This is a genomic window from Planktothrix paucivesiculata PCC 9631 (assembly GCF_900009265.2).
Lineage (GTDB): Bacteria > Cyanobacteriota > Cyanobacteriia > Cyanobacteriales > Microcoleaceae > Planktothrix > Planktothrix paucivesiculata.
In genome coordinates this window covers 18,394-32,775 of the sequence record NZ_LR735024.1, presented here as the reverse complement: position 1 = coordinate 32,775, position 14,382 = coordinate 18,394, and the positions used below count along the sequence as shown (strand labels likewise).

The 14,382-nt window shown below is 41.1% G+C and carries 10 protein-coding genes and 1 tRNA gene; 5 read left to right on the top strand and 6 right to left on the bottom strand.

Annotated features, from left to right (window positions below; genetic code table 11):
- Positions 1-204 precede the first annotated feature (204 nt).
- The 4 genes from PL9631_RS20030 to PL9631_RS20015 all read left to right on the top strand — a co-directional run bounded on the left by PL9631_RS20030 (position 205) and on the right by PL9631_RS20015 (position 5,408).
- Positions 205-1,380 (top strand): AAA-like domain-containing protein, encoded by a 1,176-nt coding sequence (locus PL9631_RS20030; protein WP_083623088.1) that lies wholly within the window; start codon positions 205-207, stop codon positions 1,378-1,380.
- Between the two features lie 269 nt (positions 1,381-1,649).
- Positions 1,650-1,723, top strand: a tRNA-Val gene (locus PL9631_RS20025).
- A 131-nt stretch (positions 1,724-1,854) separates the two neighbouring features.
- On the top strand, positions 1,855-2,397 hold the full coding sequence (locus PL9631_RS20020; protein WP_083623084.1) for a Uma2 family endonuclease: 543 nt from the start codon (positions 1,855-1,857) through the stop codon (positions 2,395-2,397).
- Between the two features lie 317 nt (positions 2,398-2,714).
- A complete protein-coding gene (locus tag PL9631_RS20015) occupies positions 2,715-5,408 on the top strand; it encodes a chloride channel protein (protein ID WP_083623082.1) in 2,694 nt (897 codons plus the stop codon).
- A 13-nt stretch (positions 5,409-5,421) separates the two neighbouring features.
- Here PL9631_RS20015 and PL9631_RS20010 read toward each other — a convergent pair whose 3' ends face one another.
- Together PL9631_RS20010 and pbpC are read right to left on the bottom strand one after the other, a co-directional pair.
- Positions 5,422-5,682 carry a Mo-dependent nitrogenase C-terminal domain-containing protein gene (locus tag PL9631_RS20010; protein WP_331281277.1) on the bottom strand — a complete coding sequence of 87 codons (261 nt, stop codon included), beginning with the start codon at positions 5,680-5,682 and terminating at the stop codon, positions 5,422-5,424.
- Between the two features lie 150 nt (positions 5,683-5,832).
- Entirely contained in the window at positions 5,833-8,175 is a 2,343-nt protein-coding gene (pbpC, locus tag PL9631_RS20005; RefSeq protein WP_083623078.1) for a penicillin-binding protein 1C, read from the bottom strand.
- Positions 8,176-8,380: 205 nt separating this feature from the next.
- Here pbpC and PL9631_RS20000 point away from each other — a divergent pair, with 205 nt between their 5' ends.
- Complete coding sequence (locus PL9631_RS20000) at positions 8,381-9,031, top strand: TapB family protein (protein ID WP_083623076.1); 651 nt, start codon at positions 8,381-8,383, stop codon at positions 9,029-9,031.
- A gap of 41 nt (positions 9,032-9,072) precedes the next feature.
- Here the strand turns inward: PL9631_RS20000 and PL9631_RS19995 are convergent, their stop codons facing one another.
- From PL9631_RS19995 to PL9631_RS19980, 4 genes are all read right to left on the bottom strand, one after another.
- On the bottom strand, positions 9,073-10,830 hold the full coding sequence (locus PL9631_RS19995; protein WP_083623074.1) for a serine/threonine protein kinase: 1,758 nt from the start codon (positions 10,828-10,830) through the stop codon (positions 9,073-9,075).
- A gap of 133 nt (positions 10,831-10,963) precedes the next feature.
- Positions 10,964-11,281, bottom strand: coding sequence for a DUF3067 family protein (locus PL9631_RS19990; RefSeq protein ID WP_083623072.1), 318 nt, complete (start codon positions 11,279-11,281; stop codon positions 10,964-10,966).
- A gap of 35 nt (positions 11,282-11,316) precedes the next feature.
- Positions 11,317-12,807 (bottom strand): site-2 protease family protein, encoded by a 1,491-nt coding sequence (locus PL9631_RS19985; protein WP_083623070.1) that lies wholly within the window; start codon positions 12,805-12,807, stop codon positions 11,317-11,319.
- Positions 12,808-12,897: 90 nt separating this feature from the next.
- Positions 12,898-14,193 carry a glycosyltransferase family protein gene (locus PL9631_RS19980; RefSeq protein WP_083623068.1) on the bottom strand — a complete coding sequence of 432 codons (1,296 nt, stop codon included), beginning with the start codon at positions 14,191-14,193 and terminating at the stop codon, positions 12,898-12,900.
- Between the last annotated feature and the right edge of the window lie 189 nt (positions 14,194-14,382).

Here is a 14,382-nt window from a genome sequence, read left to right as displayed (position 1 = left end):
AATTAGCAATAATCCGTAATTTCCCTAATTAAATTAACCGTATCACTACGGATAAAGAAAAAGGGAAAATTAAAAAGAAATTGAAAAGAAATTGAAAAGCTCGTTGAGATTTTCTCTTTTCCTTCTATTATTAATTTAATAACTTATGGTTTTTCTCAGACTCACTCTTGACCGTTTATTCAAACTCTTTTCAGACTAACCCTTATGACTTGTGCATCTACCGGAAATAACTGCCTAGTTCCCCTACCCACCGCCCTCAAGCAGCAGTGGCAAGAAAAATTTGATCATCAATATAAGCTCGGAAAGCGCATTTCCTGGGCTGTTTTCGAGCAAGATTGGAGCCGGGAATTGTCCTCCGCTCCCCCCACATCTCCCTCAGTGAGATCCGCAGTGTATTTACCAGAGATTTATTCCAAAGCTCGAAATAGTTGTGAATATCGGATCGCCGACGGTCTTTGTCTCCTTTTACTGAAGATATCCTACCAGGACTGGATCACCCAGTACCGTCTCAGCGAAAAATCCCTATCTGCTTCCGGGGACGGGAAAAACGCCGAAATTATTAAAAGTGCGATCGCCCATCCTCCCCAACCGAAAACCGAACAAACCGATTATATTCCCCGTCCCACCCTAGAAAACATCTGTTACAATACCCTGACTCAACCCGGTTCCCTCCTGCAAATCAAAGGCCCTCAAGAAAAGGGAAAAACCGCCCTAATCACTCAAGTATTAACCCAGTTAGAAACAGAAGGTTATTTAACCGTTAATTTGAGTTTACAATTAGTCGAGCAGCAACAATTCAAAAATCTGGATTCCTTCTTAAAATGGTTTTATTTTCAAGTTAGCCAAGAATTAGGACTAACGACTAACTTAAAGCAAGATTGGTTAGGGGATATTTTCGGGAGTAAATCCTGTTGTAATAACTACTTTTCACAGTATATCTTATCTCAAGTTAATCAACCCCTAATTCTCTGCATAGATGATTTAGACTTGATTTTTCCCCATCCCACCATTGCCAATGAATTCCTATCCTTGCTGCGGTTTTGGCATGAACAGGCTAGAAGTTTTAGTTTGTGGAAACAACTGCGTTTGGCCGTCGTTTATTCCACAGAAGTTGATGTCCCTTTAAATATTCACCCATCCCTTTTTAATGGGGGTGTTTCTGTGGAATTAACCGAATTAACCTTAGCAGAAGGTCAGCAATTAGTTAACAAAAAAAACCTGAATTTAAAAGACAGTGAAATTCATCAATCGATCAACTTAGTTGGGGGACATCCCTATTTAATTAACACTACCCTTCTTTGTGGCCTAAAAACCCATCATAAACTCTATAGCAGGGGATTAGTTAAAAGCGGGGGCAATAAAGCTGCTATTTCCTGTTGATGATATCAATTATATTTTCAAAATCGCCGATCAGGATATTTACAATCTCCTGAAATCTGGAGAATATTGTTCTGTGTTTAATTCCCGACAAATGGGCAAATCCAGCTTGCCTGTCCAAACCAAACATAAATTGCAAGCCCTGGGTTTCGCCTGGATGCACCCCAATCCCTTATAATGGGGGTGTTTGCCCTTGTGATTACCCAGGCAGAAAAAAAGATCTGAAAAAAGCTTGCATGATCTGGGGCGTTGTGCTACATTAGGAAATTGTCGGACGCATAGCTCAGTTGGTTAGAGCACCACGTTGACATCGTGGGGGTCGGTGGTTCGAGTCCACTTGTGTCCATCTTCAGAGATTATTTAGAGATACTACCTATAATTAGGGTATGAGTTAAATCTTCGTCACGGGCTTTATTCTTTTTGATTATAATAGGATATAACCTTTTAAACTCCCGAAGATTAGGAGATAATTTGATAATGAAGACATTATTAAAATGGTCTGTTGAAGATTATCATAACATGATTGATGCTGGAATTTTGTGCGATCGCAATGTCGAACTTTTAGCCGGTGAAGTTATTAAAATGAGTCCAGAAAGTCCCTCTCATTATTATACGGTTAAGCAAGGCACAAAATACTTAGAAACCTTGTTAACAGCTAAAGCCGATATTCGTTTTAATGGCCCCATTACCCTTTCTGAATCTGAACCAGAACCCGATATTGCTATTGTCCGACTACCGGAGTCAATTTATAAAGATCATCATCCATATAGTGAGGATATTTTTTGGATTATTGAAGTAGCTAAAAGCAGTTTAAAAAAAGATTTAGAATTAAAATTATCAATTTACGCCCAGGCTAATATTCAAGAATATTGGGTTTTAGATTTATCCCAAAAACAATTAATAGTATTTAGAGATCCCAAAAACAACATCTATTTGAGTCAACAAATTATTAATCAAGGTAATATTAACCCTTTAGCTTTTCCTGATATTGAGATATCCGTTGAAAGACTATTAAAATAAAAACGGGATCACCGATTAACTCAACACCAAAAAATATGATTTTGTCCCTAGTTCCCTGGTGGAACCAGGTAACTCATTTAAGAGGCTCCGCCTCTGAGAAATGAGGTGGCAGAGCCACCTTGTCAGCATTTCTAGGTAGAACCTAGAAACGAGGGAAATCGTTGTTGGGCTTTAGCCCTAAGTGGGCTAAAGCCCAACAACAAAATTTTTGAAGTTATATTGGTAGGTTTTGTTTCTGTAGCGACAAATTTTAATTGATCGAAATATAGGAGTTTTCACTGCTATCCTAAACAGTAGCCCAAAGTTCTATTGTGATTATGTGGCGCATCTCTATCTCCAGAGAAGTTTCAGTTCTGTTCTCCAAAATTTTATCCCCTACGACCCCAAAACGTTTTGCCATTATTGAAGCGGGTTTAATTGGATTGGTGTCTGGTTTAGCTGCATTTCTATTAAAAGAAGGTGCGGGTTGGTTAGGCTCCTGGCGCATTTCCACCTCCTTAAATTCTGCAATTCCGGCTTGGATTTTTCTTCCCGCCGTGGGATTAATCGGGGGTTTATTAACGGGTTTTTTAGTCGAAAGATTAGCTCCAGAAACCGCCGGAAGTGGGATTCCACAAGTTAAAGCTGCATTGGCTGGAGAACCCATTTCCCTAGACTTTCGAGTGGCATTTGCTAAACTAATCGGCACGATGTTTACCATGGGTTCGGGATTAACTTTAGGACGTCAGGGGCCGACCGTCCAAATTGGTGCGGCTTTAGCGGCTTGGATTAGTCGTTGGGTTCCCACTTCCCCGAATTATCGCCGCCAATTAATAGCTTGTGGGGCCGCCGCTGGGTTAGCTGCGGGATTTAATGCCCCCATCGCTGGGGTGTTATTTGTAGTAGAAGAACTGCTACATGATGTGTCAGGAATTACCCTGGGGCCGGCAATTATTGCCTCTTTTATTGGTGCGGTGGTTTCCCGTTTATTAGGGGGTCAAGAACTGAGTTATACGGTTTCCAAAGCGATTATATTAAACACGGTACAGGATAGATTACTTTATGCTAGGGAAATTCCCTTATTTATTTTATTAGGAATTCTAGCGGGTATTTTAGGGGCATTTTTTAGTAAAAGTATTATTGCTGGTTCCAAATTTAACCGTCGGGTTTTACGCTGGGGATTGCCTCAACGCATGGCGGTTGCTGGGTTATTATCGGGTTTAGTGGTGTCCTTATTGCCCCTTTCCTTTAGAAATAATACCGGAATTAGACAATTAATTTTAAGTGGTGAATTGTCCTGGCAAACCAGTGCGATCGCTTTTATTGCTCATTTTATTCTAACTGTAATTGCCGCCAGTTCTGGCGCGCCTGGGGGACTATTTGCTCCCTCTTTAGTATTAGGTTCGGCGTTAGGTCATTTAATTGGAAGTTGGGAATCGGAATTAATGTTAGGAATTGACCAACCGATGGTTTTTGCCTTTGCAGGAATGGGGGCTTTTTTTTGTGCTGTGGCGCGAACTCCGATTACTGCTGTTGTGATTGTGTTTGAAATTACAACGGATTTTGGGTTGGTTTTACCCCTAATGATTTCCTCGATTGTAGCCTATTTAATTGCAGAAAAAATTGATCCCGAATCTCTCTATGATCAGTTATTAAAACTCAGTGGTATTGAACTAAAATCCGATCAGCCAATTGATGGGGCTTTGGCAAACTTACGGGCTGCCCATGTGATGCAAAGAAATGTCGAAATTTTAGCAGGTCATTTAACCTTAGAACAGGTGATGGAAGCCTTTGCTAAATCCCATCATCGCGGGTTTCCGGTGGTAGATAACGGTAAGTTAGTGGGAATTATTACTCAAACGGATTTAACCCAAATTACCAGCCGCCAATTGCCGGAAAATACCCCAATTTTTCAGGTGATGACGACTCAACCCATTACGGTTGATCCCGATGATAATTTAACTCATGTTTTATATTTATTAGGTCATTATAAACTCAGTCGTTTACCTGTTGTCGAACATCATCATTTAGTGGGAATTATTACCCGCAGTGATATTATTCGGGCAGAATTAGGACAAATGAGTGGGGAAACAACTCAGGTCGGCCGCCATTATGAACCCTCTTATATTGCCTATCAAACTCGGGGCCCACAAACGGGGAATGGTCGTTTATTAGTATCACTTTATAACCCCCAAACTGCCCCGGCTTTATTAAAAGTTGCTGTGGCGATCGCCCTAGAACGCAATTATGAATTAGAATGTATGACAGTTATCACTATTCCCTATAGTAAATCTCCATCAGAAACCTCGGTTCGATTAACTAAAAGTCGGCGTTTATTACAACAAGCAGAACGTTTAGGGCAGAATTCAAAGATATCTGTACATACTCAAATTCGAGTTGCCCATGATGTTTCCCAGGCAATTTTAGAGACAACTCAAGAAGAACATATTAATTTATTATTAATGGGCTGGCATGGGGATATATCAGCACCCGATCGGATTTTTGGAAATGTGATGGATGGGGTAATTCGTCAAGTCCCTTGCCAGGTAATGTTAATAAAATGGGGACAAAATCAAACGTCTAATTCTGCTAAAACGGAGGTTAATTTAGATCTGGCGACTTGCCCGGTTTTAGGTTGGCATCGTTGGTTAGTCCCGATGAGGGATACTCTGGAAAATTCCGTTTCAGTGCAGCTTTTACCTGCCTTAATTAAGTTAAGTGTTTATCCAAAAATTCGTCTTTTGCGGGTGGTTAAAAACGTTATGTCTACACAGCAAATTAGGGAGTTTAACCAGGCTTCTGAATATTTAAGTCATCGCTTAAATACAGAGGTAATTTCTACTAGCGTTTGTTCTAATTCTGTATCGGAAGCGGTGATTGATTTAGCGGATAAAGATCAATGTGATGTGATTGTTTTAGGGGCAAGTCGAGAGGGAATGTTACGCCAAGTAATTCAGGGTAATATTCCAGAAGCGATCGCTAAAAATTGCCAATGTACGGTCATTTTAGTTCGACCTGCGATTGAAAAATAATTGATTTAAACAATCAAATGGTCATGCCACATTCATCAACTAAATAACACATCGCCCGAAACCGTAAACCCATCAATTCTTCATATAGAGGATTGAATTTGCACAGCGGCGGAATATGTAAAAGCGTATGTCCAAATAGTTTAATATCCCGAGCAAACGGACATTGGGCCGGAATGGCTCGATATAAAAATAATGCTACATCTGGGTTATGAATATCCAGATTATCCAACCATTGACGCAGGGGGTTAAATACAGCAGAGATTAAGTTACGCATAGATATATCCATTTGTTAGGTACAAATACAACCGTGTTTTTTCAGTTGTCTATCTTCTACTTTACAAATCTCAATCAACAATTAGGTAAAGGATTGGAAAAGAGTTTGTATAGGATTATAAAGTTTTTGTAAAGGAAAGTTTCAACCTATTTATTTAGGATCAACCACTGAAAAACCTCGACGATAGGGTTTTTTCTCGGATTCTTGGACTTGAAATTGAACACTATCCTGTTGAGTTCCCTGTTTAACAGTTAACTTCCATTGTCCGGTTTGTAATTGCCAAAACAGAGAATTAGCAGCCTGATCTTTTAATTTTTTCCCATTTAACCACCATTCCACCGACTCTTGAGATGGGTTAATAATTTTCAATTCTAATTTAGAAGATTGTCCAGACTGAATCACAAAATAATCATCGGTTTGAGGAGCAATAATTTTTAACCGATTTTGCGTTAACTGAGGATGGGATTGTCGAGATAACCATTCATTATATTCGGAATTTAAAACTAATTGCGGGGATTTTTTTTTATATTCAGCAATTGCTTTATTATCAAAATATTCTAATACAATTCCCCCGGAACAATCTGCCATCGGACGCAACCCAGTAGTTGCACAAATGGGTAACTGAACTAACCCTTGAGGGGGGGTAAAATTAGCGGGTTCTTGGGTTTGGTGTAAATGCAATAATATTCGATTCCATAAGGGTGCTGCCCCCGTCACCCCCGAGACATTTTGCATCCCTTGACCGTCAAAATTTCCCACCCAAGTTGCTACCGTATAATCAGTTGTAAAACCCACTGTCCAGGTATCTCGATAATTAGAAGAAGTTCCGGTTTTTACTGCAACGGGAAAGGGTAAATTTAACACAGAATCAATGCCAAAGGAATGGGATCTAGCATGGGCATCGCTTAACATATTGGTAATTAATTGCCAGGTGACAGGAGTATCAATATAAACTTGAGAATTTTTGATATTTTGAGTTTGATTCATGATAACATCAGGGTTGACTATTTTACCTTGATTTGCTATTATAAAATAAGCCTGGGCTAATTCCCATAAATTAACTTCTCCACTGCCTAATGTTAATCCCAAACCATAATAATCAGAAGATTGAGTTAAATGTTTAAATCCCAACTGTTTTAACCGTTCTAAAAAAACTGGGACGGTGACTTTTTCTAATATTTTAACGGCGGGAATATTTAAGGAATTAGCCAAGGCTGAACGCACTCGCACCGGGCCCAAAAAGGTTTCGCTATAGTCCGTTGGACTGTAGATTTTTGCCCCGGGAATGGCGTAATAACTGGGAACATCTGCTAGAATACTATGGGGTTGAATTACTCCTTTAGCTAGGGCTAATTCATATAAAAAAGGCTTCAAGGTTGATCCCGGTTGTCGTAGGGCTTGTACCCCATCATTTCGCCCGAATTGATCGCTATTAAAATAATCGGGAGAACCCACATAGGCTAATACTTCTCCGGTATGATTATTAATCACTAAAGCAGCAGCATGATGAACATTATGATCTTTTAAACTGGTAATAATTTGTTGGGTTTGGGCTTGAACAAATTGCTGTAAGGGGCGATCTATTGTGGTTTTGATTTTATAGGTTGATGGTTGTACTTTTCCTGATTTCTTGGAGTTAACTGGGGAAATAGGGATCGAATTAGTTAATTGTTCCGTTAACCAAAATAGAAAATGCGGCGCGGCGATAATTCCTTGTTGTTGGGGTTGGAATTGTGGGGTTTCTTGATAGGCACGTTCGGCTTGAATCTTTGTAATATAACCATCTTCAACCATTCTTTTTAAGACATAATTTTGACGTTTTTTTAAAGCAGATAAATTATAATAAGGATTGAGATCGGTGGGGTCATTGGGAAGGGCTGCTAATAGACTAGCTTGGGCTAAATTTAACTCCGATGCCGAGGTATTAAAATAGGTTTTGGCGGCGGCTTCAACCCCATATAAATTCCCGCCCATGGGTAAACGGTTAATATAATTTTCTAATATTTGCTGTTTATTCATTCCGGCGCTGAGTCGCCAAGCTAACCAAATTTCGCCGAATTTATGGGGTAAAGTTCGAGGAGTGGGTTCTAATAATCTTGCTAATTGCATGGTAATAGTAGATGCACCACTCACAATTTGTTTGGCTTGAAAGGCTTCTAAAATAGCACGAACTAGGGCAACATAATCTACTGCCCCGTATTGATAATAGCGTTTATCTTCAGCCGCAATAATTCCTTGAATAAAATGGGATGAAACTTGACTTAAAGGAACAATTGCGGTATGATTTTGATCAGAACTTAGAATTGTTCCTAATGGTAAATTATTGCGATCGCTAAATTCAAAAGCAACATCTTTTTGTTGAATATCTTCTGCATGAATCGGGATAAAATAGGGAAATAATCGTATTATTACCCCTAAACAGCATAGGACTAAAATAGTTTGGATTGCCCGATGACGAAAACAGGACGAAATTGGGGGCAGAATTCGGTTCATATCTCAGTATGATAGATAAGTATAATTAATATTGGCAGTGCGATCGCCTGATCATCTGGAAATTAATCAAAGTCTTAATAACTGACTGAATAGTTCTACACCAGAATCTTGTTAATTGACGGATTAAAACCCATCCTTGTAACCTAGCTTTATAATTTACCAAAGGATTCAAGTTCAGCACGACAGAGTAGGGAGACTTAAAATTATGTTCAATCAAAAACGCTTTTGGGGATTATTTATAACGATTGTCCTAGTGATGATGGGGTTCAAAACTTTTGCCCAAACACCACCCCCGGATTATTTCCCTTTACCTATTGGGGGAGTGTGGGAATATCAAGCGAAAACCGCCGATGGGAAGTCATCTAAACTAACGGTTAAAGTTGAAGGGTTAGAACCACAATCCGATGGGACAACCCTGTATAAAACTGAAAATAATTTAGGGTTTGCACCGTTTTATATTTGGTATGGTAAACCCAATGGATTAGTCAAAGAATATCGACAAATGTATACTTTTGGGGGAAATAATACAGAATATCGGTTAGAACCTGCCAAAACTATCCTAAAAAATCCCCCTGCATCCGGCGATAGTTGGACTTGGGAAGGTCAAGAAATTGCGGTGATGACCACAGAAGTTAAAGAAAATTATCGGGTTGTAGGAATAGAAGATATTGAAGTTCCCGCCGGGAAATTTTCAACGTTTAAACTAGAAATTGAGGGAACAAAAGCCGGAACACCCTTTAAAAAAGTAGCTTGGTATGGGAACTTTATTGGGCCGATTAAATGGCAAATTTTTGATGCTCAAGGCACTTTAAAAACAACAACGGAATTAGAAAAATATACCTTTCCTCCTAATTAAATTAAGAGGCGATCGCACGTTCAAAACCCACCTCAAATCCCTTAATTAGTCAAGGGAGAAGTTAAAGGAGCATAGGGAATACTAGGACTGATTCCCTCGCTAGGATATGAATTTATGGGGGTAGTTTCTTCTGAATAAACAGGATATTCAGGTTCGATGGGAACCGTTGGTTCTGTGTAATCATTAGGCGCGGATTCTTCCGTAACATAACCCCCACCCTCGGCGGATGGAACCTCTGGCGGTAGGGTAATATTGGGATCGGGAGAGTAACTCGGTTCGGGAGGGGTATAGGGGGGAACCGTTGTCTGATCCGAATAACTATTTACAGGATTAGAAACTGAGTAATCTGTAACGGCAGTTTCCGATTCTTCTGTGGAGGGAGAGAGTAAATATTGGTCTATTTCAGACTCATAAGTTGATGGACTTGTTGCTTCAGTTTCAGCAACAACATCGGAATTATTATGATATTGATCAACGGGTGATTCTTCCTCGGTTTGTGCTTCTACATCTGGTTGGGGATAATCTCCCACTTCTAAGGGTTCTTCAGCCGAACGTTGAGGGGCCACTTCAGTCGGGGCTTGAGTTTGAATGGAGGGATTCTCAAACATCGGTTCCGTGGCATCTAAATTGTTAAAGGGATGATTAAGCTGAATCTTGGTTTTCTGACTAATAATATACCCATAACGTCGGGTTAAATCAAACCCAACCCAACCAAAAAATAAGGATGTAATTAGGAATAAAACCGGAACCAAAAAACTGAAAGAGGGCGTATATTCTACGGGTTGCCAGTTAGGAATTTGCTGGGGAATGGGTTGGGGTTTCGGTGGCAGAGGACTGGGAGGAACTTTTACTAATACCGGGGTTTCAACCACGGGTTGCACCGCCACGGGTTCGGCTTTGGGGGGAGTAACCACGGGATTCGGTTGAATCACCGTATTCGCAGACTGAATCACCGTCGGGGTGGCTTGAATGGGTAAAAAAGCGATCCACTGATCCAGATTCTGAGGCCGCCGTCCGGGTTCAATTTCTAATCCCCAAAATATCAAGCGTTCCACCACCACACTCAGGGTGGGTTGAAGTTGTCTTAAACTCGGTTTAGTAGAATTGAGTAACTCCTGGGTGGCTTGATTGACTCGTAGGGGGGCTTCTAGGGGCGGTTCACCCGTTAACAAATAATAGAAGATTGCCGACAAACTGTAGATATCCGTTGCCGGAGTCAATTGTTGATGGGGAAGATAATGTTCTAAAGGGGCATAACCCACGGATAAAACGCGGTTGCGGATGGGAAACTCCGGTCGAGGTTCGATAAAGCCATTGGTTAAGCCAAAATCAACCAAAGTTAGGGTATTTCCCTGGAGGCGAATATTTTTAGGTTGGAGATGACAATGGAGTAAACCCTGTTGATGGAGTTTCCGCAATGCCGAAGAAATCTGACTAATATAGTTTAGGGCTTGATCAACTGAGAGTTTGGGACTCGATTGTAGGGCCTGTTCTAAGGTTTGCCCCGGAATATAATTCATGACCATGTAGGGTAAACCCTGTTCTTCAAATAAGTCCAGAACGCGGACAATATTTGGATGGTGACACTGACTTAAGCCCTTAGCAATGGCAAGAAATTGCTGCTTAATTTGAGGGAAATCAACGGAATTTCTAAATTTGGGATGAAGGGTTTTAATCACCACCATTTGATCCGTGAGGTGATGAGTAGCTTGGTAGGTCACACCCAACTCGGCGCGACCCAAAACCGCACCAAGGCGATATTTACCGTTCTGGAGAACTATTTCCTGCGTTAGATTCATTCTGTAATCACCCACTCCCCACCGTTTACTATCGCCCCTACCAGAACGAAAAATCGTTTTAGCAGAGTCTACCTTCAGTTCTGGGATTGTAGCGCATCTGTTGAATTTAGCCAACTCCCCCGATGGTAAGAATCTACAACTCCTCAACTATCCATTCCGAGGATCTTCCCCCTAGGTCGAGGGGAATACTCACGGCTTTTCCTAAGCGGGGTTTTTCCCGGGTGTTCAGAATATAATGTCTGACTTGTTCGGTACTACCCCAACTATTGAGATAGTTAGTAATCGCATTCAAATGGGCAATATAATCGGCTTCGCTCAGGGGAAAGGATAATTGTTCCAAATATTTCCACATAATTTGCAGAAATATTTTCCCCCTTGTCCGTCGCAGTTGAATATCGTAGGATACTCCCCATTTATTTAATAATAATTGACGCAGATCTTCACCAGTCATAGTTATGATTAACTCCCTAGATACGGCTCGATCAGTTAACTGCCAATTCCTAACCCGTTAGCTAAGGCGGGGGTGAGGGGAAATAGCGTTAAAATCATGAACAAGAAAACCAATAATCCCCAGGCGGCACGGGTATCATTAGGTTCGGTTAATTCATTTAAACTCGGCCGTTCTAAATTCCGTTGTAAAATTAAAATTACTAAAGCCCAATAGAGGGCTAAAGGATTAGATAAAGAGGCGATCGCTAAAACAATAAAAGTAGCAATCGTTGAACGTCCAGCAATTTTACGACCATAAATTGCCTGCATCATCCGTCCCCCATCTAACTGTCCGGCGGGCATTAAATTCAAAGCGGTAATCACTAATCCAAACCAGCCGATTAAGGTCAGAAGATGCACGTTAACACTGGTTGCATGGAGTTGGGAACCTAAAATTAATCGAGATAATAGACCAACTAAGACCGAGCCCTGAAAAAATTCCGTTGGCACTTGAAAACCACTTCCGGGGTGAGATAAAAATAAGCCCATTATTAACAGGAATAACGATAAAGCTCCTCCGGCGGCGGGGCCAGCAAAAGCCACATCAAATAATACTGTCCGGTTGGGTAATACGGATTCAAACCGATTAAAAGCTCCAAAACTTCCGATTTGAACTGTTGGAATAAAAAATGGCCAACTAAACTTGATATCATAGCGTTTTGCCATGACTTGATGGGCGATTTCATGGAGAAATAAAATCGTTAAAATTCCTATGGCGATCGGGATAATTTCCCCGTAGCGGGTTAAATTTTCTGAAAAATCAAATCCTAATAATAACCCTCCCGCTTCAAAAATTGTTCCCACCGTCATTAGGAATAAAATAATCGCTAAAATTTTTTGAGAAATTGAAGTGGTTAGGGGTTCATTGGTCTGGGGTAGAACGATTACAACGGGTTTACCTTCAGGATTATCAACTAAAAATAATCGTAAGCGATCGCCAATGCGTTTTTTTAAATTTGTGGATAATTGTTGATAAGCGGTTTCCGGATCACTACGCAGATTCCCTTTAAAAATTACCCCGTCTTGGTAGGGAATGGTTTCCGTGGCAAAAAAGGTATCAATCCCAAAAATACCTTGAATAATTTTCAGGTCTTCCGGGGATAAGGGCACCGGTCGCAGGTTCAAAACCGGATCGGAGGTTGGGGGGACAACGCTGGCCTCCGGTGGCAGGGGGGGTGGATTTCCTAAATGATCGGGTTTAGGTTCGGAGACTGAATTCTGATTAGCTACTTCCCTCAGTTGTCGGCCAATCATAATATATAATCCCGTCGAAGCCACAAATAAAAATAAAAGACTCACCAAATTGAGGTAAATTCCCGCCGCCGCCAAGCAGAAAAACAGCAACCCGGGAGACATCAAGGCCACGGATTGCAGCCAGGACAACAAACCCAGTTTCCCATAAGGTCTAGCCCGATAATACCCCCAACCCAGGATACCCAGGGTAATCAGGAGGACGACAATAGTGGTGTTATCAGATGCAGTAAACATTATTGACCTTAATTTTGAGATGGAAAGGCGATCACCTTGAGAATTAATTGTAGCCCAGGAAATTCCCCCCTAATTTAATAGTCGCTGCAATCAAGGCATTGTGGGAATGGTATCTAGGTTTTTGGGGTGGGCATTCCCATCCTCGAGGGTGATAAAATCGGGATTCGTGGCTAAAATTGCTTTGGCTTCTGCCATATCTCGCCGGGTTGCTTCGCGCAGTTGTTCTCGCAGGGCGGGCATGGCAGCTAAAGCCCTTGTCCAGTCGGGAATTTCAGCCGTGACCGGATTTTGAAAGAATTCTTGACCCGCTTCAGCGATGACTTTTTCAAAGACATCAATGATGGCTTCTTCGTGATGGCGGTCATACTGCATATTATTAAACCGAGCATCGACAAAATATTGGCGGGTAAAATCCTGGGCTTCCCGTTTGAATTTAATCCGTAAGGTGTGAATTTGTTCTCGGGTCACCACCACCCGTTCGGTTTCGATTAAAGTCCGCAAAATCGACCGCAGAATATCGGCGCACATTTTGCGTAATCCTTCCTGGGAGGATTGACCCACCAGTTGATGTTTATGGTCGAAGTTGCCTAAATCAATTTGAGCAATTCTTTGGGGAACAACATTCCGATAAACCTCGGCTAATAAACCAATTTCTAAACCCCAATTACTGGGAATTCGAGTATTCAGGGCGATATCATTTGTTAAGGCAAATTCCCCAGATAGGGGATAACGATAGGCACTTAAATATCGCAGATAATTGTTATAGCCATATAAATCCATGAGTGCCACCAGTAAGGGCGTGACAAACAGACGCATCACCCGACCATGGAAACTCTTGGGTTCTCCCCCTAATCGGGCATAATAGGCTTTATTAAAGGAAATTCCGAGTTCTTTTTCCAGCAGGGGGAATAGTAGTTTTAGGGGATAGGATTTATCGTAGGTAATAATATCAGCATCATGAAGGGCGATGGCTTCGGCTTGCAGGGAGGCTACCCCCAAACCAATCCAAACCGCCCGACCTTTGCCTTTAAAACTCATTAAATCTAGGCCTTTGTCCTGCAACTTTTCTAAGAGTTGGTTAACTCTGGGGCTATTTTCCCAAATTACCAGGGTGGGCTGGGGTAAAATACTAAAAAAATGAACGGCTTTTGTGTATTCTTCCAGGGTCTTGGCATACAGACAGACCACGATGGTATTTACGAAATGACAATCTTTGAGGCAATCTCGAATCCGGGTCAAAGCGGGTCGTTCAAGTTCCTCGTATAAGGCTGGAATGAGGACAGCCGTGGGGCAAGTTTCACAAAGTTGGGTGAGTCGGGCTTCCAATAAGTCGAGATCGCAACCAAAGTCGTGAATCGTGGTAATTAATTCTTGTTTATAATCCATTATGATGACCCAACTCCCAAGATAGCCAGCGACTCATAGAGTCTAACCATCCTAACACTCAATCACAAAAAAGTATAGATATTTTTACTGATTGTATCAAAAGTCTCATCGGAGATTCAGAGCTAGATCACGCTGGCGATGCTTTAAGAAGATTTAATTTTTCAATCAAACCTTTTAAGAAAATCAAAT

Excerpts from the sequence above, each read along its gene's own strand:
- PL9631_RS20020 (WP_083623084.1), top strand. The coding sequence starts at position 1,855 with ATGAAGACATTATTAAAATGGTCTGTTGAAGATTATCATAACATGATT.
- PL9631_RS20030 (WP_083623088.1), top strand. The coding sequence starts at position 205 with ATGACTTGTGCATCTACCGGAAATAACTGCCTAGTTCCCCTACCCACC.
- PL9631_RS19990 (WP_083623072.1), bottom strand. The coding sequence starts at position 11,281 with ATGACTGGTGAAGATCTGCGTCAATTATTATTAAATAAATGGGGAGTA.
- PL9631_RS20015 (WP_083623082.1), top strand. The coding sequence starts at position 2,715 with ATGTGGCGCATCTCTATCTCCAGAGAAGTTTCAGTTCTGTTCTCCAAA.
- PL9631_RS19980 (WP_083623068.1), bottom strand. The coding sequence starts at position 14,193 with ATGGATTATAAACAAGAATTAATTACCACGATTCACGACTTTGGTTGC.
- PL9631_RS20000 (WP_083623076.1), top strand. The coding sequence starts at position 8,381 with ATGTTCAATCAAAAACGCTTTTGGGGATTATTTATAACGATTGTCCTA.
- PL9631_RS20010 (WP_331281277.1), bottom strand. The coding sequence starts at position 5,682 with ATGCGTAACTTAATCTCTGCTGTATTTAACCCCCTGCGTCAATGGTTG.
- PL9631_RS19985 (WP_083623070.1), bottom strand. The coding sequence starts at position 12,807 with ATGTTTACTGCATCTGATAACACCACTATTGTCGTCCTCCTGATTACC.
- pbpC (WP_083623078.1), bottom strand. The coding sequence starts at position 8,175 with ATGAACCGAATTCTGCCCCCAATTTCGTCCTGTTTTCGTCATCGGGCA.
- PL9631_RS19995 (WP_083623074.1), bottom strand. The coding sequence starts at position 10,830 with ATGAATCTAACGCAGGAAATAGTTCTCCAGAACGGTAAATATCGCCTT.